This window comes from Actinomycetota bacterium (assembly GCA_004297305.1).
In the GTDB taxonomy this organism is placed as follows: Bacteria; Actinomycetota; Actinomycetes; order S36-B12; family FW305-bin1; genus FW305-bin1.
On record SCTR01000007.1, the window covers coordinates 297531 to 316923 of the forward strand.

22 protein-coding genes and 1 tRNA gene are annotated in these 19393 nt (G+C 71.3%); 16 read left to right on the plus strand and 7 right to left on the minus strand.

The features are described 5' to 3' along the window. Positions 1 to 74 precede the first annotated feature (74 nt). From EPO13_07050 to EPO13_07060, 3 genes are read right to left on the minus strand one after another with little or no spacing between them, the layout of a single operon-like run. Positions 75 to 1490, minus strand: a complete 1416-nt coding sequence (locus EPO13_07050; protein ID TAK69614.1) for a TldD/PmbA family protein — start codon at positions 1488 to 1490, stop codon at positions 75 to 77. Beyond that, complete coding sequence (locus tag EPO13_07055; GenBank protein ID TAK69615.1) at positions 1487 to 3034, minus strand: TldD/PmbA family protein; 1548 nt, start codon at positions 3032 to 3034, stop codon at positions 1487 to 1489. Before EPO13_07055 ends, EPO13_07050 begins: the two co-directional genes overlap by 4 nt. Beyond that, the gene (locus EPO13_07060; protein TAK69616.1) at positions 3031 to 3723 is read right to left on the minus strand and encodes a DUF1211 domain-containing protein; all 693 of its coding nucleotides are present in this window, start codon (positions 3721 to 3723) and stop codon (positions 3031 to 3033) included. The genes EPO13_07055 and EPO13_07060 overlap by 4 nt, the downstream gene beginning before the upstream one ends. Before the next feature lie 58 nt (positions 3724 to 3781). Between EPO13_07060 and EPO13_07065 the strand changes: the two genes are divergently transcribed. The 4 genes from EPO13_07065 to EPO13_07080 all read left to right on the plus strand — a co-directional run bounded on the left by EPO13_07065 (position 3782) and on the right by EPO13_07080 (position 6552). Then, positions 3782 to 4243, plus strand: a complete 462-nt coding sequence (locus EPO13_07065) for a VOC family protein (GenBank protein TAK69617.1) — start codon at positions 3782 to 3784, stop codon at positions 4241 to 4243. Positions 4244 to 4463: 220 nt separating this feature from the next. Then, the gene (locus tag EPO13_07070; GenBank protein ID TAK69618.1) at positions 4464 to 5168 is read left to right on the plus strand and encodes an SDR family oxidoreductase; all 705 of its coding nucleotides are present in this window, start codon (positions 4464 to 4466) and stop codon (positions 5166 to 5168) included. 93 nt (positions 5169 to 5261) lie between these two features. Beyond that, positions 5262 to 6032 (plus strand): enoyl-[acyl-carrier-protein] reductase FabI, encoded by a 771-nt coding sequence (gene fabI / locus EPO13_07075; protein ID TAK69619.1) that lies wholly within the window; start codon positions 5262 to 5264, stop codon positions 6030 to 6032. Position 6033: 1 nt separating this feature from the next. Next, entirely contained in the window at positions 6034 to 6552 is a 519-nt protein-coding gene (locus EPO13_07080) for a histidine phosphatase family protein (protein ID TAK69620.1), read from the plus strand. A gap of 16 nt (positions 6553 to 6568) precedes the next feature. Here the strand turns inward: EPO13_07080 and serB are convergent, their stop codons facing one another. Next, positions 6569 to 7789, minus strand: coding sequence for a phosphoserine phosphatase SerB (gene serB / locus EPO13_07085; protein ID TAK69621.1), 1221 nt, complete (start codon positions 7787 to 7789; stop codon positions 6569 to 6571). 13 nt (positions 7790 to 7802) lie between these two features. Next, the gene (locus EPO13_07090; protein ID TAK69622.1) at positions 7803 to 8576 is read right to left on the minus strand and encodes a hypothetical protein; all 774 of its coding nucleotides are present in this window, start codon (positions 8574 to 8576) and stop codon (positions 7803 to 7805) included. A gap of 87 nt (positions 8577 to 8663) precedes the next feature. On the opposite strand from EPO13_07090, the gene EPO13_07095 reads away from it, so the two are divergent. The 8 genes from EPO13_07095 to EPO13_07130 all read left to right on the plus strand — a co-directional run bounded on the left by EPO13_07095 (position 8664) and on the right by EPO13_07130 (position 14969). Further along, on the plus strand, positions 8664 to 9446 hold the full coding sequence (locus EPO13_07095) for an ABC transporter ATP-binding protein (GenBank protein TAK69623.1): 783 nt from the start codon (positions 8664 to 8666) through the stop codon (positions 9444 to 9446). A 92-nt stretch (positions 9447 to 9538) separates the two neighbouring features. After that, a complete protein-coding gene (locus EPO13_07100) occupies positions 9539 to 9907 on the plus strand; it encodes a hypothetical protein (GenBank protein ID TAK69624.1) in 369 nt (122 codons plus the stop codon). Positions 9908 to 10606: 699 nt separating this feature from the next. Continuing rightward, entirely contained in the window at positions 10607 to 11029 is a 423-nt protein-coding gene (locus tag EPO13_07105) for an NfeD family protein (protein TAK69625.1), read from the plus strand. A 51-nt stretch (positions 11030 to 11080) separates the two neighbouring features. Next, positions 11081 to 11995: an SPFH/Band 7/PHB domain protein gene (locus EPO13_07110; GenBank protein TAK69626.1), complete on the plus strand. Its 915-nt coding sequence runs from the start codon at positions 11081 to 11083 to the stop codon at positions 11993 to 11995. Further along, entirely contained in the window at positions 11992 to 12762 is a 771-nt protein-coding gene (locus tag EPO13_07115; protein TAK69627.1) for a sulfite exporter TauE/SafE family protein, read from the plus strand. Before EPO13_07110 ends, EPO13_07115 begins: the two co-directional genes overlap by 4 nt. 1 nt (position 12763) lies before the next feature. Next, positions 12764 to 13609 carry an RNA methyltransferase gene (locus tag EPO13_07120; GenBank protein TAK69628.1) on the plus strand — a complete coding sequence of 282 codons (846 nt, stop codon included), beginning with the start codon at positions 12764 to 12766 and terminating at the stop codon, positions 13607 to 13609. Positions 13610 to 13622: 13 nt separating this feature from the next. Next, on the plus strand, positions 13623 to 14228 hold the full coding sequence (locus EPO13_07125; protein TAK69629.1) for a histidine phosphatase family protein: 606 nt from the start codon (positions 13623 to 13625) through the stop codon (positions 14226 to 14228). Positions 14229 to 14354: 126 nt separating this feature from the next. Continuing rightward, complete coding sequence (locus EPO13_07130) at positions 14355 to 14969, plus strand: DUF4916 domain-containing protein (protein TAK69630.1); 615 nt, start codon at positions 14355 to 14357, stop codon at positions 14967 to 14969. A gap of 95 nt (positions 14970 to 15064) precedes the next feature. Here EPO13_07130 and EPO13_07135 read toward each other — a convergent pair whose 3' ends face one another. Next, complete coding sequence (locus EPO13_07135) at positions 15065 to 16246, minus strand: YbdK family carboxylate-amine ligase (protein TAK69631.1); 1182 nt, start codon at positions 16244 to 16246, stop codon at positions 15065 to 15067. Positions 16247 to 16792: 546 nt separating this feature from the next. On the opposite strand from EPO13_07135, the gene EPO13_07140 reads away from it, so the two are divergent. Next, complete coding sequence (locus EPO13_07140) at positions 16793 to 17380, plus strand: hypothetical protein (GenBank protein TAK69632.1); 588 nt, start codon at positions 16793 to 16795, stop codon at positions 17378 to 17380. Positions 17381 to 17623: 243 nt separating this feature from the next. On the opposite strand, the gene EPO13_07145 is transcribed toward EPO13_07140, so the two are convergent. After that, a tRNA-Leu gene (locus EPO13_07145) sits at positions 17624 to 17711 on the minus strand. Between the two features lie 133 nt (positions 17712 to 17844). On the opposite strand from EPO13_07145, the gene EPO13_07150 reads away from it, so the two are divergent. Genes EPO13_07150 through EPO13_07160 form a run of 3 tightly spaced genes read left to right on the plus strand, consistent with a single transcriptional unit; the run spans position 17845 to position 19245 of the window. Next, positions 17845 to 18462, plus strand: a complete 618-nt coding sequence (locus tag EPO13_07150; protein TAK69633.1) for a TetR/AcrR family transcriptional regulator — start codon at positions 17845 to 17847, stop codon at positions 18460 to 18462. Further along, complete coding sequence (locus EPO13_07155; protein TAK69634.1) at positions 18422 to 18796, plus strand: nuclear transport factor 2 family protein; 375 nt, start codon at positions 18422 to 18424, stop codon at positions 18794 to 18796. The genes EPO13_07150 and EPO13_07155 overlap by 41 nt, the downstream gene beginning before the upstream one ends. After that, positions 18793 to 19245, plus strand: a complete 453-nt coding sequence (locus EPO13_07160; GenBank protein TAK69635.1) for a nitroreductase family deazaflavin-dependent oxidoreductase — start codon at positions 18793 to 18795, stop codon at positions 19243 to 19245. Before EPO13_07155 ends, EPO13_07160 begins: the two co-directional genes overlap by 4 nt. Positions 19246 to 19393: the final 148 nt, after the last annotated feature.

Sequence of the window (19393 nt, forward strand, 5' to 3'; positions counted from 1 at the left end):
CCTCCGCCGCAGCTGGCTGCGCCCCACCACGGTACGTCCAGCCGGCTCGTCCGGTGCGACGGCGTCTGACGGCGTCAGACGGCATCGCTGCGGGTCGAGAAGTTGACGTCGGCGACGCGCAACGGCGGCATGGCAGCGCGATTGAAGTAGTCACCCATCTCCCGGGCCAGGGTGGGCGTCGTCGCGCCCGCGTCGGTGGTCCGCCGCAGCATGTCGACCGGGGAGTCGTTGAACCGGAAGTTCCCGACGCTGCCGACGACCTCGCCGTCGGACACCAGGTACACCCCGTCGCGCGTCAGCCCGGTCAGCAACAGCGTCTGAGGATCGACGACGCGGTTGTACCACAGGCAGGTCACCAGCAGCCCGGAGTCGCTGCGCGAGACCAGATCTGCCAGATCTCCGCCGGCGCCGGGCAGCGACAGGGACAGGTTGTCGATGCCGGGATTGACCGGCAGGTCGCACTCGCGTGCGGTGAACCGTGAGGTCAGCAGGCCACGCAGCCGGCCCGCGTGCAGCCATTCGGTCCGCCGCAGCGGCAACCCGTTGTCGAAGACCGAGGCCGACTCCGACGACGAGGTGACCAGCTCGAACGGCGAGCACTGAAGGCCCGGCATCGCCGGGTCGCTGACCAGGTCGAACGGTTGCGGCGAGAGCGCCTCGCCGATCCGGGTGCCGCCTCCCGGTCGGCTGAACACGCTGCGGCCCTGTGCGGCGTCGCGGCCGCCGGCGGACCAGTAGAGGTCGATCATCAGGTCGGCCACTGCGCTCGGCGACAGCAACGCCGCGTGCCGGCCAGGGGCGATGTCGACCGTGCGGGCCTGCCATTGCAGGGCCCGGCGCAGGCCGGCGTCGGTGGCGGGCAGGTCGATACCGGCGAAGTCCCGGGTCGGGATGCCGGCCCACGTGGAGCGGCTGCGCTGGTGCGATTTCGCGGTGAGCTCGAGCCGGCCTTCCGGCTGGACGTGCCGCAGCAGCAGCCCGGTCGACGAGCCGACGTACGTCGTGGCCACGCTGTGTTCGGCGTACCCGAAGTGTTCGATGCCGTCGGCGCGACCGGCCGCCAGCACGTCGCCGAGCACCGGCGCGATCGTGCCGAACACCCCGCCGCTGGTCGTCCCCGGCGGTTCGGTCCAGTCCACGGCGGCGGCCGTACCCGTCGAGCGGTCCAGCAGTGGGGAGGCGTCCTCGGCCGGATCCGCTGCAGCCGCGGCCGCTTGCGACCGTTCGACGAGATCGGCCAGCTCCGCGACGGTGACCCCGCTGCGATTGACAGCGCCGACCGCCGTACCGGTCCGACCGCCACCGGAGCTGCCGACGAACGACAACACCGTCACACTCCTCGATGCCCCCTCACCGTTGGTGGTCAGGGTGTTTCGAGCCCACCGCAGGTTCGCCTGCCACGATTCGCGCACCACGACCACACAACCGTCCGCGGTGGACAGGGCGAGGCATCGCGCGACGATCTCCTGCGCCGACAGCGGGCCGCTCACCGGCCGGCCTCGGCGGCGCCGTTGAGCACGTTCACGTTCTCGAATACTGCGGCCGGGCAGCCGTGCGACACCGGGGCCACCTGCCCGGGCTGCCCCTTACCGCAGTTGAAGGCGCCGCCGAGCAGGTACGTCGACGGGCCTCCCAGCGCGATCAGCGAGCCCCAGAAGTCCGTCGTCGTCGCCTGGTAGGCCACGTCTTTCACCTGTTCGGCGATCCGGCCGGACCGGATGCGATAGAAGCGCTGACCGGTGAACTGGAAGTTGTAGCGCTGCATGTCGATGGACCAGCTGCGGTCGCCGACGACGTAGATGCCGTCCTCGATCCCGGCGGCCAGGGCAGCCACGTCACCACCATCGGGGTCCGGCTGCAGCGACACGTTCGGCATCCGCTGGATCGCGGTGTGCCCGGCGGAGTCGGCGTACGCACACCCGTTGCTGCGCGGCAGCCCGAACTCGGCGGCCATGGCCCGGTCCAGTTGATAGCCGACCAGCGTGCCGTCCCGGACGAGATCGAATGACTGCGCTGCAACGCCTTCGTCGTCCCAGCCCACGGTGGACAGGCCGTGCTCGACGGTACGGTCTCCGGTGACGGTCATCAGCGGCGAGCCGTATCGCAGTTGCCCGAGCAGGTCCGGGGTCGCGAACGAGGTGCCGGCGTAGTTGGCCTCGTACCCCAGCGCCCGGTCCAGTTCGGTGGCGTGTCCCACCGATTCATGGATGGTCAGCCAGAGATTGCTGGGATCGATCAGCAGCGTGTAGCGGCCGGGCGTCACCGACGGGGCGCGGACCTTGGCGGCCAACAACTCCGGCAATCGTGCGAGCTCGGCGTCGAAGTCCCAGCAGCCGGGGCCGCCGGTGAGGTGTTCGAAGCCCCGGCCTACCGGCGGCGCGCAGGTCCGCATCGACTCGAAGGCGCCGGTCACCGGGTCGACGGCGACGGCCGTCCAGTCGACGTCGAGACGGACCCGTTGCTGCAGCGTCTGCGTCCCGGCAAGGTCGGCGTACAGCACACGCTCCTTGACCGCCATGAACTGTGCGTCGACGTGGTCGACACCGGCGGCGGCCAGCAACCCGGCGCTGCGGTCGACCAGCAGCGCGATCCGCTCGGCCTCCGGAACGGCGAACGGGTCGACGTCGTACGCCGAGACCCAGGTGCCGGTGTGCACCGGCTCTGCCGCCAGTTCCACCCGGGCGGTGGTCAGCGGCCGGCTGACCCGGGCCAGCGCCACCGCCCGCTCGGCGAGTGCGACGGCCGCCTCGACCGAGATCAGGTCGGCCGAGGCGAAGCCCCAGCAGCCGTCGTGGATCACGCGCACGGCCAGACCGAGATCGACGTCGTCGACACTGCTTTCCGGCCGGGCGTCGCGGACCGTCGCGGTCGCGGTCCGGGTGCTGACGATCCGGACATCGGCGTGGCTGGCGCCCAGTTCCGCGGCGCGCGCCAGGGCGGCGTCGGCGCAGGCGGTCAACGGGAGGGCGGCGAACTCCGGGTCGATCGGATGGGCCCTGTCGATCGGATGGGCGCTGTCGACCGGACGGGTCATGCGGTGGCTCCCGGGGGCGGCTCGTCGACCGCGGCAGGACCTGCAGCCGCAGCGGCGTCATTGTCCGACTGCCGCCGTACCCGGGACGTCATGCGGCCCTGCGAAACACCGACGACCAGCACACCGATCATCAGCCAGATCGCGACGGCAGGGGCGAAGAGGCAGACGACCGCCACGGCGAGGAAGTAGCCCACGAAGGCCCATTCCCAGTACCAGGGCACGCGCGGGCGATCCCGCAACCGCGGGTCCAGCAGCTGCGGATGGCGCTCGGCGTACTGGGTGAGCAGGGCCAGACTGGCCGAGGCCAGCGCGAGGTTGAGCAGGTAGAGGACGCCGACACCGTTGCTGAACGCCGGATCCTCTTCGCCGAGCATGGACGTCGGGAACGGCAGGAAGACGATGGAGACCAGCCACAGCAGGTTGAGCCGGGCCAGGCCGGAGTCGTAGCTGCGGAAGTCCTCGAAGATCCGGTGGTGGCCGAGCCACAGCTGCGCGATCACGTAGAAGGACAGGATGAACGCCAGGATCTCCGACTGCGCCCGGCCGTCGCTGTCGGCGAACAGGTCCCACGCGCTGTGCCCCTCGGGAATCTCCAGATCGACCAGCGGCAGGACCAGCAGAGTGATCGCGATGGCCACCACAGCGTCGCTGAAGTTGACCAGCCGGTCGAAGCCGCGTTCGGTGCGCATGGCAGGGCCAGGCTAGCGGGCGCCGGATCACCACCGGCTGATCAGAAGGAGCGAGCCGATGAGTCGCCAGCTGCAGGTCACCTTCGACGCCCACGACCCGAGGGCGCTGTCGATCTTCTGGCGGGAGGCGCTCGGCTACGTCCACCCCGGGCCGCCCGGGGTGGCGCTGAGCGCCGGGGACGATCCGCTGGCGGCGTGGGACGACTTCCTGGCCGGGATCGGCGTACCGGCGGAGCAACGCAACAGCCGTTCGGCCATCGAGGACCCCGACGGCCACGGACCGCGCCTGTTCTTCCAGCAGGTGCCCGAGGGCAAGACCGCCAAGAACCGGGTGCACCTGGACGTGCGAGCCGCCCCCGGGCTGGCCGGCGACGAGCGGATGGCCGCGCTGGAAGCCGAATGCGCGCGACTGGTCGCGCTCGGCGCTACCCGGACCCGCCGGTTCGAGCCGGCACCGCCGATGAGCGCCGGCTTCATCGTGATGGCTGACCCGGAGGGCAACGAGTTCTGCCTGGACTGAACGCCCGCAGCCGCCGGACCGGCCGCGAGGGGCGCATGCCGCAGTCAGCACGCCGCGGCCGGGCACGCCGCGGTGGGCACGCCGGAGCCGACGCCGGGCAGGCCGTCGAGGGCACGCCGCCGCGGCGTGCCCGGTCTACCAATCGGTAGCCGGTACGGTCTGCCGGGCGCCCGACCGGGCGCCGATTGGCGGATGGCAGGGCGCGAGGAGGCAGGTCCGGGTGAGTCGCGTTGTCCTGGTCACCGGGGGGAACCGGGGGATCGGCCTCGGGATCGCGCGGGCGTTCGACGCGCTGGGCGACACCGTGGTGGTCACGCACCGCAGCGGGCCTCCGCCGGAGGGCCTGCGGGCGGTGCAGTGCGACGTGACCGACACCGCGTCGGTCGAGGCGGCCTTCGACTGGATCGAGGCGGAGGTCGGACCGGTCGACGTGCTGGTCGCCAATGCCGGCATCGCCCGCGACGCGCTCCTGGTGCGGCTGTCCGACGAGGCGATCGCGGAGGTCATCGAGACAAACCTCGTCGGCACCATGCGGGTGGCACGCCGGGCAGCACGCTCGATGATGCGCCGCCGGTCCGGCCGCATGATCTTCATCTCCAGCGTGCTGGGCTATCTGGGTGCGCCCGGCGCCTCGAACTACGCCGCGTCGAAGGCGGCCCTCGTGGGCCTGGCCCGGTCGCTGGTCTACGAACTGGCGCCGCGCAACATCACGATCAACGTCGTACTGCCGGGGTACGTCGAGACCGACCTGACCGCGACGCTGCCCGCCGAGCGGTCGGCCGACATCATGGCCCGGGTGCCGGCCCGGCGGTTCGCGCAGCTGCACGAGGTCTCGTCCGTGGTGACGTTCCTGGCCAGCGAGGATGCCGGCTACGTCAACGGCGCGGTCATCGCCGTGGACGGCGGCGCGGCGATGGGCCACTAGCCGAGCGGCCGAACCGGCCGGTCACCGCACCGGCCGGGCAGCGACAGCACCGGTCGACCACGAGGGCACCGGTCGGTACGAAGGGAACGTCCCATGGGCCTGCTCGAGGGCAAGCGACTGCTGATCACCGGCGTGCTGACCGACCAGTCGATCGCCTGGCACGTGGCCCGGTTGGCCCAGCAGGAGGGCGCCACGGTCGTGTTGTCGTCGTTCGGCCGGGCGCAGCGGCTCACCGAACGGGTCGCCGGCCGGTTGCCGACTCCGGCCCCGGTGATCCCGTTGGACGTCACCTCCGAGGACGACCTGGCCGCACTGGGCGACCGCCTCGCCGCGCACGTCGACGGCCTGGACGGCGTGCTGCACGCGGTCGCCTTCGCGCCGGAGGCCGCTCTCGGCGGCAACTTCGTCAACACCTCCTGGGAGGACGTGGCGACGGCGTTGCACGTGTCGGCGTACTCCCTGAAGGCCCTGTCCATGGCGTGCCTGCCGCTGTTCCCCGCTTCGGGCGGTTCCGTGGTCGGCCTGGACTTCGACGCGACGGTGGCCTGGCCCAAGTACGACTGGATGGGGGTGGCGAAGGCAGCGTTCGAGTCGACCGCGCGCTACCTGGCCCGGGAGCTCGGCCCCCGCGGGGTGCGCGTGAACCTCGTCGCCGCCGGACCTATCCGCACCATGGCCGCCAAGAGCATCCCGGGCTTCGAGGACTTCGAGTCCGTGTGGAGCACCCGGGCGCCCATCGGCTGGGATCTGGACGACCCGGAACCGGCGGCACGCGGCTGCGCCGCGCTGCTGTCGGACTGGTTCCCTCGTACGACAGGGGAAATCGTGCACGTCGACGGCGGTGTCCACAGCCAGGGCGGCTGAGATGTCCGAGCCGCTCGCGTCGAGCGACGCCCTCGCCGAACGGAACCTGCTCGTGCTGCGGCACGCCAAGTCGGACTGGCCGGCCGGCGTCGCCGACCAGGACCGGCCGCTGGCCGCGCGAGGTCGCCGAGATGCGCCGGAGGCCGGTCGCTGGATCGCGGCACAGGCCGGGGCGCCGGACCTCGCCGTCGTCTCCCCGGCCACCCGCACCCGGCAGACCTGGGAGCTGGTGAGCGCCCAGCTGCCTAGTGCCGTGACGGCGTCGTACGACGACCGGATCTACGACGCGACGACCGAGCAGCTGTACGCCGTCCTCCGCGAGGTCGACCAGACGGCGACCACGGTGGTGCTGGTCGGACACAACCCGGGCTGCCACGCCCTGGTCGACGAGCTGACCGATGGCGCGGCGCCGGCCAGGTACCCGACGTGCGGGCTGGCTCTGCTCGGCGTCACGGTGCCGTGGTCGCAGCTGCAGCCGGGGACCGCGCGGTTGCTGGCGTTCGCCGTACCGCGGGGCTAGGACCGCCCGCCCACCGTCAGCGGACCGGGGGAGCAGGGGTGGCGACGCCGTCGCGGGCGTCGGCCTCCTCGATCTCCTCGCGGGTGATCCCGAGCAGGTAGAGGACCGAGTCCAGGTAGGGCGTGCTGACCGCGGCGTCGGCGGCCTGCCGGACGACCGGCTTGGCGTTGAACGCGATGCCGAGGCCCGCCACCGCGATCATGTCGAGGTCGTTGGCCCCGTCGCCGACGGCGATCGTGCGCGACAGCGGGATCGCATGCAGCGCAGCGAAATCGAGCAGCGCTTGCGCCTTTCCCTCCCGGTCGACCACGGGACCGACGACCCTGCCGGTCAGCCGCCCGTCAACGACCTCGAGTTCGTTGGCGCGAAGGTCGGTGATGCCGAGGTCGGCCGCCACGGGCTCGACGACCTGGGTGAAGCCGCCGCTGACCAGCGCGACGCGGTAGCCGAGACGTTGCAAGGTGCGGACCAGAGTGCGCGCCCCGGGGGTGAGCCGGACCTGCTCGCGTACGGCGTCGAGCACGCTGGCCGGTAGCCCGGCCAGCAGTGCCACCCGCGCGTGCAGTGAGGCGGCGAAATCCAGTTCGCCGCGCATCGCCCGAGCCGTGATGTCCGCGACTGCCGGTTCCTGGCCGGCGTGCCCGGCCAGCAGTTCGATGACCTCGTCTTGGATGAGCGTCGAATCGACGTCCATCACCAGCAGGTGCCGGCCCCGGCGGTCCAGACCGACGGCCTGGACGGCGACGTCGACGCCGCACGTCGCGGCGGAGTCCGAGAGCGCGGCGCGCAGCGCGACGGCGTCGTCCGACCCGGAGACGTCGAGTTCGATGGCTGTCACCGGATACGCCGCGACGCGGGCGATCCGGTCGATGTTCGCGCCGACCTCCGCTGCCCGTCGGGCCAACGCGGCGACGGCGTCGGGGCGCAGCGGCGACCCGATGACGGTGACGCGCAACGAACTGCGCCGGCGGCCACCGGTCTCGGCCGAGCCGGGCACGACGTCGAGCGCCATGCCCAGCGAGGTCGCGGTCACCTCCGCGCGGTCGGCGATGGCCGCGGCGTCGGCCCGGTCGCCCAGCCGCAGCAGCACGCCCAGCAGGAGCCGGCCCCGCACGACGACCTGCTCGATGTCGGCAACCTCGACGTCGTCGTCACCGAGGATGCCGAACAGCGCGGCGGTGACACCGGGCCTGTCGGGACCGGCCAGCGTCAGCAGCAGGGTGGGCGCGGGGTCCATAGCGGCCGACAGGCTACCGGCGGCGCTGCGGGACCGGTTCGACCGCAGCGTGGAACGCCGCCGCGGCGGCGTGCCGTGCCAGCCCGTCGAGGGGCTGCAACGCCGCGGCACGCGCGGCGGCCTGCCCGGCGGTCATCGCGGCACCGTCGTCGGCAGCGGCGTATTCGACCAGGACCCGCAGCCGCAGCGCTCGGTGCAGGACCTGCAGGGCACGGCTGGACGTACCGGGCGGCATCCGGAGCCGGTCGAGTGCCTGCTCGAGCGAACGCAACTGACCGGACAGTTGTTCGCGGCCGCGTGCCACGTCCAGCGCGGCGAGCGCAGCGGTGGCCTCCCGAAGGCCCTCCGCAAGCGCCCGGTCGGCCTCGGCGAGCGAGGACACGGCCGGCGGCGCCAACCGGCGGCTGGTGGGCAGCACGAACCACGTTGTGCCGCTGCCGGTTTCGCGCTGCGGTACGAGGCCCAGCCCGCCCTCGGCCGTCGCGCCGGCGACGAGCACGGCCTCGCCGGCGGCCAGCGCGGCTTCGTTGAACGACGCCGGCCCCGGCAGACCGGACACGTCGCCCGGCGCGGGCAGGCAGACCCGGAAACCCGTCGCCCCGGCCGCGCGCAACCGCCCCAGGGCCACCGGCCAGGACACGGGACCGTCTTCGCCGGGAGCGCCGGCCACCCGGTGCGGCACACCGGCCCCGGCGATCGCCGCGGCCGCGTCATCGGGGGAGACCAGACCCTGCAACCAGGCGTTGGCCCAGGCCGCCACGAGCCCGGACCGGGGGACGACCGGCATGGCGCCAGGGTAGGCGAGCGTCCCGCTAGGGTCGCGACGCACATCCGACGGGGAGCCGCACCACGACCAGAAGCGAAGGGAGCCGGCGTGAGCGAGGTGCTGCGGCTGCGCGGCGTCACCGTCGTGCGCGGCGGCCGCAACATCGTCGACAACCTCGACTGGTCGGTGCATGAGGACGAGCGCTGGGTCGTGCTCGGGCCCAACGGCGCCGGCAAGACGACGATCACGTCGATGGCCGCGACGCTGCTGCATCCCACGGCCGGCACCGTGGACATCCTGGGCGAGCGACTCGGCCGGATCGACGTGTTCGAACTGCGCACCCGCATCGGGCTGGCCAGCGTGAGCCTGGCCGAACTCGTGCCGCCGACCGAACGGGTCGGCGATGTCGTGGTGACGGCGGCCTGGGCGGTGGCAGGTCGCTGGCGGGAGTCGTACGACGCCGCTGACACCCTGCGGGCCCGCGCTCTGCTGGACCAGGTCGGTGCCGCTCACCTGATCGAGCGTCGCTTCGGGACCCTGTCGGAGGGGGAGAAGAAGCGGGTGCAGCTCGCCCGTGCGCTGATGACCGACCCGGAACTGTTGCTGTTGGACGAACCAGCCGCCGGACTCGACCTCGGCGCCCGGGAGGACCTGGTGCGCCGGCTGTCCGGCCTGGCGGCCGACCCCGCGTCGCCCGCATTGGTCCTGGTCACCCATCACGTCGAGGAGATCCCGCCCGGTTTCACCCACGTCCTGCTGCTGCGCGACGGCCGCGCGGTGGCGCAGGGACCGCTGCGGTCGACGATGTCGTCCTCGGCACTGTCGGCGACATTCGGGATCCCGTTGCGGCTCAGGCGCTTCGACGATCGCTGGACGGCCCGCGCAGCCTGACGGTGACATCGGAACGGGCCGGCGACGTTGTGTAGGCAAACTCCGTGAACTCCGCCGGGGGCCGTGACGCCGACTCGGCGTACGCTCAACGCATGACGGGGATGACGCGCCACGTGCCGCGTGCGCTCGTCCTCGGACCGTTTGGCTGTGCCTATGTGGCTGCCGTGACGCTGCTGTACGTCGTCAACTTCGTGGCCCACTCGCCGTGGCTGCCACTGGTGGTCTGGGCGCTATTGTCGCCGGCCGGGATGATCTGGCCATTGGCCTTCTACAGCCTCGCCTATGCCACTGCTGTGACGACAAATCCCGTCGCCTCCGTCGTGGCCTACGGCCTGCTTATCCTGCACCCCGCCGCCTTCGCGTACGTCAACGCCATCGTCGTCTCAGCGACGGCCCGAGGAGTCCGCACACTGTGGCGAGCGAGTCGGCCGGGCCGCTCGGCCAGCGGCCCTGACAGCTGACCTGCAGAACGCTTCTCCGACAGTTCAACTCGGCGGCTGCAGTGGCCGTAGGGTCAGCTAGCGACCACCTTCGTCGGACAGCTTCTCGTCTTCCGTCAACAGCAATTCCCACTCTGCATCAGCGACGATCGCAGGCCGGCAGATCCTGGGGAAGAAGATCCATGGCAGTAGTAGGTAGGGCCACCACCGTGACTGCCTTCCGCTGACCACTGCCGTCCCGAAACCTCAGACGGACGTAGTCGCGGCCGACGTACGCTTGACGCGGGGAGGCCAAGCAGGCGCTGCTGACGTCGATTCTGACTGTGCGGTAGGGGTTGACGACCAGTATTTGAGCGTCCTGTATGTCGACTCGCACCCGCAGGAACCGGGCTACCACCGCCACAAATGTCACAACGGTGGCGATCACAGCTGCGCAGCTGAGCGCAACGTCGGATTCAGGGAATGCATAGTGCCCCACGACGAACACCACGGTCCCGGCTGCGCCCCCCGCGATCCCGCCCGCGATACCGCCGACGCGAAGGTTCCAGCCGATCGACCTATAGGAGCGCATTGCGGCCACCAATCCGGGAGGTTCTGTCAGCACATCGTCCCAAGGTCCGAGGTGGCTCCCGGCTTGTCAGTCACCCGGCGGATCGGCCGGGCGCCCGCAGCGACCACGGCTGTGGCGCATCCACCGCTCCCGACTCCTACGATCGCGATATGGACGCGTGGGTGTGGTGGCTGATCGCGGCAGCAGTGCTCGCCGTGGTCGAAGTGCTGACCGTGGATCTCGTCGCGATCATGCTGGCCGGCGGCGCCGCGGCCGCGGCGATCGCGTCGGCGGTCGGGGCACCGGCGCCGGTTTCCTTCCTCGTCTTCGCTGCCGTCTCCGCCTTGCTGCTGCTGGTGCTCCGGCCGGTCGCCAAACGGCACCTGACCCGTGGCCCGGTACTGCGCAGCGGGACCGACGCATTGCGTGGGCAGCAGGCCCTGGTGCTCGAACGGGTGGACGGCCGCGACGGCAGGGTGAAGCTCGGCGGCGAGATCTGGTCCGCCCGGGCGTACGACGAGACCTCGGCGTACGACGTAGGCACTAGCGTGCAGGTCATCGCGATCTCAGGAGCGACCGCGCTCGTCGGCTGAACGCGTCGGCTGGACAACCCACGGCGCCAGCCGCACCGGAGAGGGGCAGGAGTGGAAGGGACGTCGCTCGGCATTCTGATCGCGGCCATTCTCGTCGCGATCTTCGTCCTCGTGACCATCGCCAAGGGTGTGCGGATCGTGCCGCAGGCCAACGCCGGAATCGTCGAGCGGCTCGGTCGCTACCACCGCACGCTGCTGCCGGGCCTGTCGCTGCTGATCCCGTACATCGATTCCCTCAAGCCGCTCATCGACATGCGGGAACAGGTCGTCTCGTTCCCGCCGCAGCCGGTGATCACCGAGGACAACCTCGTCGTCAACATCGACACAGTCATCTACTTCCAGGTCACCGACCCCAAGGCCGCGACGTACGAGATCGCGAACTACCTGTCCGGCATCGAGCAGCTGACCATCACCACGCTGCGCAACGTCATCGGGTCGTTGGACCTCGAGGACGCGCTGACCAGCCGCGACAAGATCAACGCGGCGTTGCGCGGCGTACTCGACGAGGCGACGGGCAAGTGGGGTATCCGGGTCAACCGGGTGGAGATCAAGGCGATCGACCCGCCGGCCAGCGTGCAGGAGTCGATGGAGAAGCAGATGCGGGCCGAACGCGATCGCCGCGCCACGATCCTGTCGGCGGAGGGCTCCAAGCAGGGCGCCATCCTCACCGCCGAAGGGGACCGGCAGGCGGCCATCCTGCGCGCCGAGGGCGACGCGCAGGCGCAAGTCCTTCGCGCCCAGGGTGAAGCGGAGGCGCTGACGAAGGTGTTCGACGCCGTCCACGCCGCGAACCCCGATGCGCAGATGCTCGCGTACCAGTACCTGCAGGCGCTTCCGGAACTCGCCCAGGGCAGCGCCAACAAGGTGTGGGTGCTGCCGCTGGAACTCTCCCGGGCGATGGAGGGCCTGGCGACGGCCTTCCGCCCGGCAGCCGCGCCGGAGGTGGCCCCGACCGATCGGGCATGACCGCCTGGTCGGCCCTGCTGCTCGTCCTTGCAGGCGTCGCCGCCGGCGGCATCAACGCGGTCGTCGGGTCCGGCACGCTGCTGACCTACCCGACGCTGCTCGCCTTCGGCCTGAACCCGGTGCTGGCCAACGGCACCAACACGACCGGGCTGTGCGTGGGAGGCCTCGCCGGCGCCGTCGGCTACCGGCGGGAACTGGCCGGCCGCCGCGCCCGGATGGTGCGGCTGGCCACCCTCGCCGCGGCCGGCGGCCTCGCCGGCGCCGTCCTTGTCGTGGCGCTGCCGGAGTCCGTCTTCGTCTTCGTCGTGCCGTGGCTCATCGTCGGAGCCTGTGTGCTCATGCTGGTGCAGCCCCGCGTCACCCGGTGGCTGCGCGCACGCTCCGGTGACGTCGCCATCCACGAACATCCACGCAGCGGCCTGCTGCGCGGCGGAGCGGTCACCGGCGCCGCGGTGTACGGCGGGTACTTCGGAGCCGCCCAGGGTGTCGTGTTCATGGCCGTGCTGTGCCTGCTCGACGACCCGGATGTGCAGCGCAGCAACGCGGCGAAGAACCTCTTGGCCGGGACCGCGAACACCGCAGCCGCCGTGACGTTCATCGTCACCGGCCGGGTCTTGTGGTGGGCCGCGATCGCCCTGGCGGTCGGCTCGATCGCCGGTGGTCTGCTGGGCGCGCGTGTCGCCCGACGACTGCCCGCCGGCGTGCTGCGGGCGCTCGTCGTCGGTGTCGGGCTGGTCGCGGCGGTCGTTGTCCTGGTGAGGTTCTGACATGCCGGTGATCGGCGTACAGGACCGCGACGATCCGCGATTGTCGGATTTCACCGGCCTCACCGATGTCGCCGCGCGGCAACGCCGGGAGCCGGCCGACGGCATCTTCATCGCCGAGGGGGAGAAGGTGATCGCCCGGACCGTCGCAGCCGGCTACCGAGTGCGCTGCGTGCTCACCGAACAACGCTGGCTGCCCGGCCTGCGCAACTGCTTGGGCAACAGCGACATCGACGTGTACGTCGCCGACGAGACGCTGCTGCGCTCCATCACCGGCTACCGGGTCCACCGGGGCGCGCTCGCCTCGGTCGCCCGGCGGCCGTTGCCCGCCGTCCCGGATCTGGTCACCGGCGCGCGCCGGCTGGTCGTGCTGGAAGACCTCGTCGACCACACGAACGTGGGTGCGGTGTTCCGGTCCGCGGCCGCGCTGGGAACCGATGCCGTGGTGATCTCGCCACAGTGCGCCGACCCGCTGTACCGCCGCAGCATCAAGGTGTCGATGGGCGCGTCCCTCACGTTGCCGTGGACACGCTCCACCGCTTGGCCGGCGGACCTGGATCTGCTGCGGCAGTCGGGGATGGAACTGCTCGCGCTGACGCCGGACGCAGCCGCTGAACCGCTCGACGCGGTGGCACGGGAACTGTCGGCGATGCCGCTGGCGCTGCTGGTCGGCACTGAGGGCGACGGTCTCACCTCGGCGACGCTGGCCCGCTGCACTCGCCGGGTCCGAATCCCGATGGCCGGCGGCATCGACTCCCTCAACGCCGCCGCCGCTGCGGCGGTGGCCTGCTGGGAACTGCGTCCGGCCGCCACCGGCCCGGCGTCGACGCGTCGAGCGCCCGGCGTCTGAGAAGGTGCCGGGCATGGCCGAGATCGTGCTGATCCGTCACGGGGAGACCGCCTGGAGCCGGGCCGGGCGGCACGCCGGTCGCACCGACATCCCGCTGACGTCGCACGGCGAGGCGGCGGCCCGTTCGTTGGCCGGCGGGCTTGCCCACCGGCCGTTCGGGCTGGTCCTGGTCAGCCCGCTCGCCCGCGCGGTACGCACCGCGGCGTTGGCCGGGCTGCCCAGCGACGACCGCGATCCGGATCTGGTCGAGTGGGACTACGGCGAGTTCGAAGGCCGCACGACCCCGGACATCCGGCGGGACCTCGGCGATCCAGGCTGGTCGATCTGGGACGCCCGCATCGGCCCGGGCTCGACACCGGGGGAGCAACCTGACGACGTGGCCGACCGCTGCCGGCGCGTCCTCGCCCGCTGTGCGCCGGTGCTGGCCAGCGGCCGCGACTGTGCGCTGGTCGCACACGGCCACCTGCTACGGATCCTCACCGCGACCTGGCTGGACCTCGCCGCGACCTGCGCCCGGCTGTGGGCCCTGGACGCCGGCGCGCTGTCCGCCCTCGGCCACGAACACGAGCAGCGCGTCATCCAGCACTGGAACGTCCCCGCCCCCGCTGCCGACGGCTGAGCCTCCGGACGTCCCGTACGTCCCGCTGCCAACTGGACTCCCGCTGCCCGGCTGGAGTGTCGACGTCGCCGCCGCCCCATCTCGCCGCCCGCGGCCGGAGAGATCATCGGAGGCGTCGCCGGCCGGATGGGAGGATGTCCCGGCCGTACGCCCGCACCCGGCTACACCGTTGCCGGACAGCGTCCGAGGAGGACCGTGAACGAGACAGCCGACGTCGCCGAGGTCGCCTCGGGGTGGCTCGAGCCGCACGCGCTGGAGGACGCCCGGGCGCGGCTGCCCGTGGTGTACGTCGACGCCGTACCGGTCCGGGTGGATCCACTGGGTCAGGTGACCGAAGTCGGTCTGCTGCTTCGCGCCCGGCCGGACGGCAGCATCAGCCGCGCCATCGTCTCCGGCCGCGTCCTGTACGCCGAGCGCGTGCGTACCGCCCTGCTGCGCCACCTGGAGAAGGACTTGGGGCCCATGGCGTTGCCTCGGCTGCCCCCGGCACCGCAACCATTCACCGTCGTTGAGTACTTCCCGGATCCGTCGGTGACCGGCTTCCACGACCCGCGGCAGCACGCGGTCAGTCTGGCGTTCGTGGTTCCGGTCGACGGCGACTGCGCGCCATCGCACGACGCCCTCGACCTGTCGTGGCTCTCGCCGGAGGAGGCGGTGAGTCCGCAGGTCCAGCTGGAGATGGCCGGCGGGCACGACAAGGTGCTGCGGTTGGCGATGGCCCACGTCGGCCGGCTGCCCTAGCCGTTCCCCGGAGCCGGCCCGGCCGCGGTACGGCGTCGCCCCGCAGCCCCGCACCGGTGTCGGCCAGCAGAATCAGGGTGCCGGTGGCCCCGTCGTCAGGCCCGTGGCACCCCCGACGCGGTCTCCTCGATGACCTGATCGACGACGTCGGTGGCGCGGCCGGCGCGCATCATCGTCGCCCGCTGCCGCTGCGCCGGACTGCCCTGCCGCAGCACGACGTCGACCAAGTCCGTCACCTCGGCCCAGTCGCCGGAAACCTCGAACTGCTCCCGCAGCTCGGCCACCGTCTGCCGCAGCAGCGCCGCCGCGGGTATCGGACGACACGCGGCGGGATCGACGAGGACGTCCGCGAGGCCGCTGCGAGCGGCTCGCCACATGGCGGCCCGATGGAGCGGATCCGATTGCAGCACAGGGGGTGCACCGGCGGAGTCGGCGGACAGTTCGTGGCCGACCGAGGCACGGAAGATCGCCGCGACCAGCAGGACCGCGTCGACGGACGGGCAGGCGTCGCACACCCGCAGTTCCAGCGTCGGCAGGTGCGCCGAGGGACGGACGTCGAAGTAGATCATCCCGGGATCGCTGATCACCCCGGCCTGCAGCAACTGCGCGACGACGCGGTCGTAGTCGGCCGCCGACCGCAGCGGTCCCGCCGTGCCGGCGGTCGGCCAGCGCTGCCATACCAACGTTCGGACACTGGCGTAGCCGGTGTCATCCCCGGTGTACCAGAACGGCGAACTTGCCGTGATCGCCAGCAGCAGCGGTGTCACCGGCGCGATGCGCTGCATCAGGCGGACCGCCCGGTCGCGGTCGCCGACGCCGACGTGGACCTGCAGCCCGCAGATCAGCTGCTCGCGAACCAGCATCTGGTAGTCCGCGAGCATCCGCCGGTAGCGCTCACCTCCGGTCACCGCGAGTCGCGTGGGGGCCATGGGCAGCGTGCCGGCGGCGGCGATGGCGACACCGTGCGGTGCGGCGGCTTCGCTCACCTGCCGCCGCAGCTCGCCGATGGCCTGCCGCAGCTGGGCCAGCGTCGTACACACCGGGGTCCTCGTCTCGACCATGGACTGGTGCAGCTCGGTCGAGTACGAACCGCCGGGGAGGGACCCCAGGACGGCGTCAGCGACGGGCGCCAGCGCCCGAGTGTCACGTTCGACGAGGTGGAACTCCTCCTCGACGCCGACGGTGGCAACTGCCGGAACATCGGGATCGCGGCCGATCGGCACGCGCCCACCGTAAGCGCAGCCGAGCAAGGCGGCAGCACGACGACGCGTCGGCAACGCCTGTCGCTGGCCCGGTTCGCCGGCGTGGTGCCGGACTCGCGCCCGTCAGCGCGGCAGGGGCCGGGACGGTATGGTCGCGATGCGGCAATAGCCGCTGCGGCGGTCTCGGGGGTGGGCGTTGAGCCACAATACGATCGCTTCGTTCTCAGAGAGTGCCCGCAGGATTGCGCGGGCCTGGAACGACGCAGTCGATCCCTCGGCCTACGACGACGTAGTACGACGGCCGGTGAGGCAGTTGTGCCACGGACGCAGCGATGTCGCCTATGCAGCCGTCCCCAGTCTTATCGGATCTGCCGATCCGTCGACCCGACTGGTCGCATGGCACGTCGTTGCGGAACTCGCCGTCACCGGCTTTGCTGTTCCTCCCCAGCTGGTCGAGATTCTCACGGCGGCTGCCGAGGCCGAGAGCGACGACGATGTCCAGCGCGGCGTCGTCCAGGCCGCCGGCGAGATGGCCGCTGCCTGGCTGATACCACAGTGGTTCGGCTTGCCACACAACCGAGTCCGGTGGTCAGGTACGCCGTTGCCTTCGCCTTGCCTGACTTGGCGCACGACGCGCCCCCGGCGCTCGTGGCCGATGTGATGCTTCACCTGTGCGCGGACGAAGACGACGACGTCGCGAGCCTGGCCACCTTCGCCGTCGGTCTGCAGCTGGAGATCGACGGTGACCGCGTGCGTGACGTGCTGCGCCAGAACATGAATCACCCGTCTGCCGAGGTTCGGCTGGACGCGGCGCGAGGGCTTGCGTGTCGGCGTGATCTGGAGGGGATCCTCGCCCTTCGTGAATCGATCCTGACGAGGACGCCGGACCTGCTCACGCTGGACGCCGCAGCGCGAAGTCGTTCAGCACTGCTAGCTGATGCCTTGGCCTCGGCATGCGAGCACGCCGAGGCCAACGGAATCATGTTTGCGTACCGGTGCTGCGAGGAGGGCCCTCTGAAGAACGCCGACACGGCGTCGGTCGCCTTGTCGGCGGTACAAGCCATGGTGCGCCACGACCCAAGCGTTACCGACGCCGCGATCTTCTGCCCTCTCTACGACGTCGGCCTGGCGATCCGCATATCCCGAACTGGGGTAGGCGAGGAGATCTCTTTGTTCAATGCACTCGACGCCCTACCGACGATCAACTAGGCCGCCTCGCAGGACCGTCGCTGCGCAAGCAGCCGTCGAAGGTCGCCGAACGCGGGCGGTTGCCGTGGGCCATCGCCCGCCCGACGAGTTGCGGCCGGCCCAACTGCGCGCTGCTGTCCGGCCCTCGTCAAGCATCCGGACGTCGGAGCCCGCGCAGGGGAGGTCCCCGACAGGGCCGAGCTGGCAAGGGCCGCGACGCTGCCGCCAAGCCACGGCTCCGGACCACGTCGTGCGGTCAGGATTGGGTGTCCGAGGGGGGACTTGAACCCCCACGCCCGTTAAAGGGCACTAGCACCTCAAGCTAGCGCGTCTGCCATTCCGCCACTCGGACCATGCGCCGAACGGGTCGAGCGCGTCGGTGAGGCTACCAAAGCCTGGGGGCGCGCCCTACCTCGTCCATCGGCCCACTTCAACGGGCCAGTCATGGCCACTCCGGAGAGCGATGCGATGGTTCAGCTTGATTCTTGAGCGGTCGCTCAACTACTCTCCCTCGGGTGGGTCGGAGCCGGTCATGGGACGAGGACGCGGTCCTGGCGGCGGCGTCTGCGGTCTTTCATCGCAAGGGCTTCGAGGCCACCTCCACGCGTGACATCGAGGACGCGACCGGCCTGCGGCCCGGCAGCGTGTATGCGGCGTACGGCAGCAAGGCCGGGCTATTCGCCGCCGTGCTGGACCGGTACGCCGCGCACGTGGTCGACGCCCGGGTCGCGCGCTACCTGACCGACGCACCGGATCCCCGCGCGGGACTGCGCGCGATGTTCACCTCGACGTTCGAGGGTCGTCCCGCCCCCGACCCCGGTTGCCTAGTGACGAACAGCGCGGTCGAGTCGCCGGCGCTGGCGACCGAGGCGCGGCAGAAGGTGGGGACCTCGCTGGACGCCCTGCGGGCCGGCTTTTTCGACGCCGCGCAGCGCCTTGCAGGAGCGCACCAGGGCGCCGCCGCTGCCGCCGACCAACTCCTCGCGCTCTACCAGGGCCTGCTCGTCCTCGTGCGGTTCGGCGCGGACGAGAAACTGCTGCGTTCAGTCGTGGACGCGGTCGATGTCGTCATCGATTCACTGGAGGGAAACCATGAGTCCTGAAACACGGTGGCGCACCTATGCCGCCTGCTGGTCCATGTCCGACGAGGAGCGTTCCGGGGCGCTGCTGACAGTCGCCGACCCGGCGGTTTCGTACCGCGATCCGGCGACGAACCTCGCGGGAGTCGACGAACTCGCGACCTACATGACGTCGTTTCGCACGACGTTCCCGCAGGAACACTTCTGGATCGACGACGTCCGACATCACCACGATCGGTCGTTGGCCCGGTGGCGGCAGGTGAGCGCAGACCGCCGTACGACGATGCAGGGCATCAGCATTGCCCGCCATGGTGACGACGGCCGGTTCGTCGACATCGCCGGCTTCTTCCACGAATGAGCGATCCCACGGCGGCCGATGTCAACGATGCCGTCATTGCCGAGTTTCGTGCCCGGGGCGGCGTGGTCGGTGGTCCGTTGACGGGGGTGAACGTCCTGCTGCTGCACCACGTCGGGGCCCGCAGTGGCGCTCCCCGGGTGACGCCGCTGGTGTATCAGCAGTACGGCGAGGCGATGGTGGTGTTTGCCTCGGCGTATGGCGCCCTTGCGGATCCGGCGTGGTTCGGCAATCTGCTGGCGCAACCGGCGGCACTGGTCGAAGTCGGCACCGCGACCGTCCCGGTCCGGGCCCGTGTCGTGCACGGCGACGAGCGAGACCTGTTGTGGACTCGGCAGAAGGCGGCGATGCCGAATTTCGCCGAGTACGAACGCCTGACGTCGCGCACCATCCCCGTCGTCGCCCTGCACCCCCGTGCCGATCCCGCTCCACTGCCGGCTCCGTCGACGTAGCGCCGCACGCCCGGGCCGCAGCCGCGCCGGGCCGCAGCCGCGCCGGGACGAGCCACGCCGTGCGGCACTGGCCTCTGCCATACGGCCCTGGACGATGCCATGCGCCGCCGGCCGATCACGACGCGGTCGCTGGCCGATTGCGTCGCGG

Coding starts and splice junctions, on each gene's coding strand:
- EPO13_07055 (TAK69615.1), bottom strand. CDS start 3,034: ATGACCCGTCCGGTCGACAGCGCCCATCCGATCGACAGGGCCCATCCG.
- EPO13_07060 (TAK69616.1), bottom strand. CDS start 3,723: ATGCGCACCGAACGCGGCTTCGACCGGCTGGTCAACTTCAGCGACGCT.
- EPO13_07065 (TAK69617.1), top strand. CDS start 3,782: ATGAGTCGCCAGCTGCAGGTCACCTTCGACGCCCACGACCCGAGGGCG.
- fabI (TAK69619.1), top strand. CDS start 5,262: ATGGGCCTGCTCGAGGGCAAGCGACTGCTGATCACCGGCGTGCTGACC.
- EPO13_07080 (TAK69620.1), top strand. CDS start 6,034: ATGTCCGAGCCGCTCGCGTCGAGCGACGCCCTCGCCGAACGGAACCTG.
- serB (TAK69621.1), bottom strand. CDS start 7,789: ATGGACCCCGCGCCCACCCTGCTGCTGACGCTGGCCGGTCCCGACAGG.
- EPO13_07090 (TAK69622.1), bottom strand. CDS start 8,576: ATGCCGGTCGTCCCCCGGTCCGGGCTCGTGGCGGCCTGGGCCAACGCC.
- EPO13_07100 (TAK69624.1), top strand. CDS start 9,539: ATGACGGGGATGACGCGCCACGTGCCGCGTGCGCTCGTCCTCGGACCG.
- EPO13_07105 (TAK69625.1), top strand. CDS start 10,607: ATGGACGCGTGGGTGTGGTGGCTGATCGCGGCAGCAGTGCTCGCCGTG.
- EPO13_07115 (TAK69627.1), top strand. CDS start 11,992: ATGACCGCCTGGTCGGCCCTGCTGCTCGTCCTTGCAGGCGTCGCCGCC.
- EPO13_07120 (TAK69628.1), top strand. CDS start 12,764: ATGCCGGTGATCGGCGTACAGGACCGCGACGATCCGCGATTGTCGGAT.
- EPO13_07125 (TAK69629.1), top strand. CDS start 13,623: ATGGCCGAGATCGTGCTGATCCGTCACGGGGAGACCGCCTGGAGCCGG.
- EPO13_07130 (TAK69630.1), top strand. CDS start 14,355: ATGGGAGGATGTCCCGGCCGTACGCCCGCACCCGGCTACACCGTTGCC.
- EPO13_07155 (TAK69634.1), top strand. CDS start 18,422: ATGTCGTCATCGATTCACTGGAGGGAAACCATGAGTCCTGAAACACGG.
- EPO13_07160 (TAK69635.1), top strand. CDS start 18,793: ATGAGCGATCCCACGGCGGCCGATGTCAACGATGCCGTCATTGCCGAG.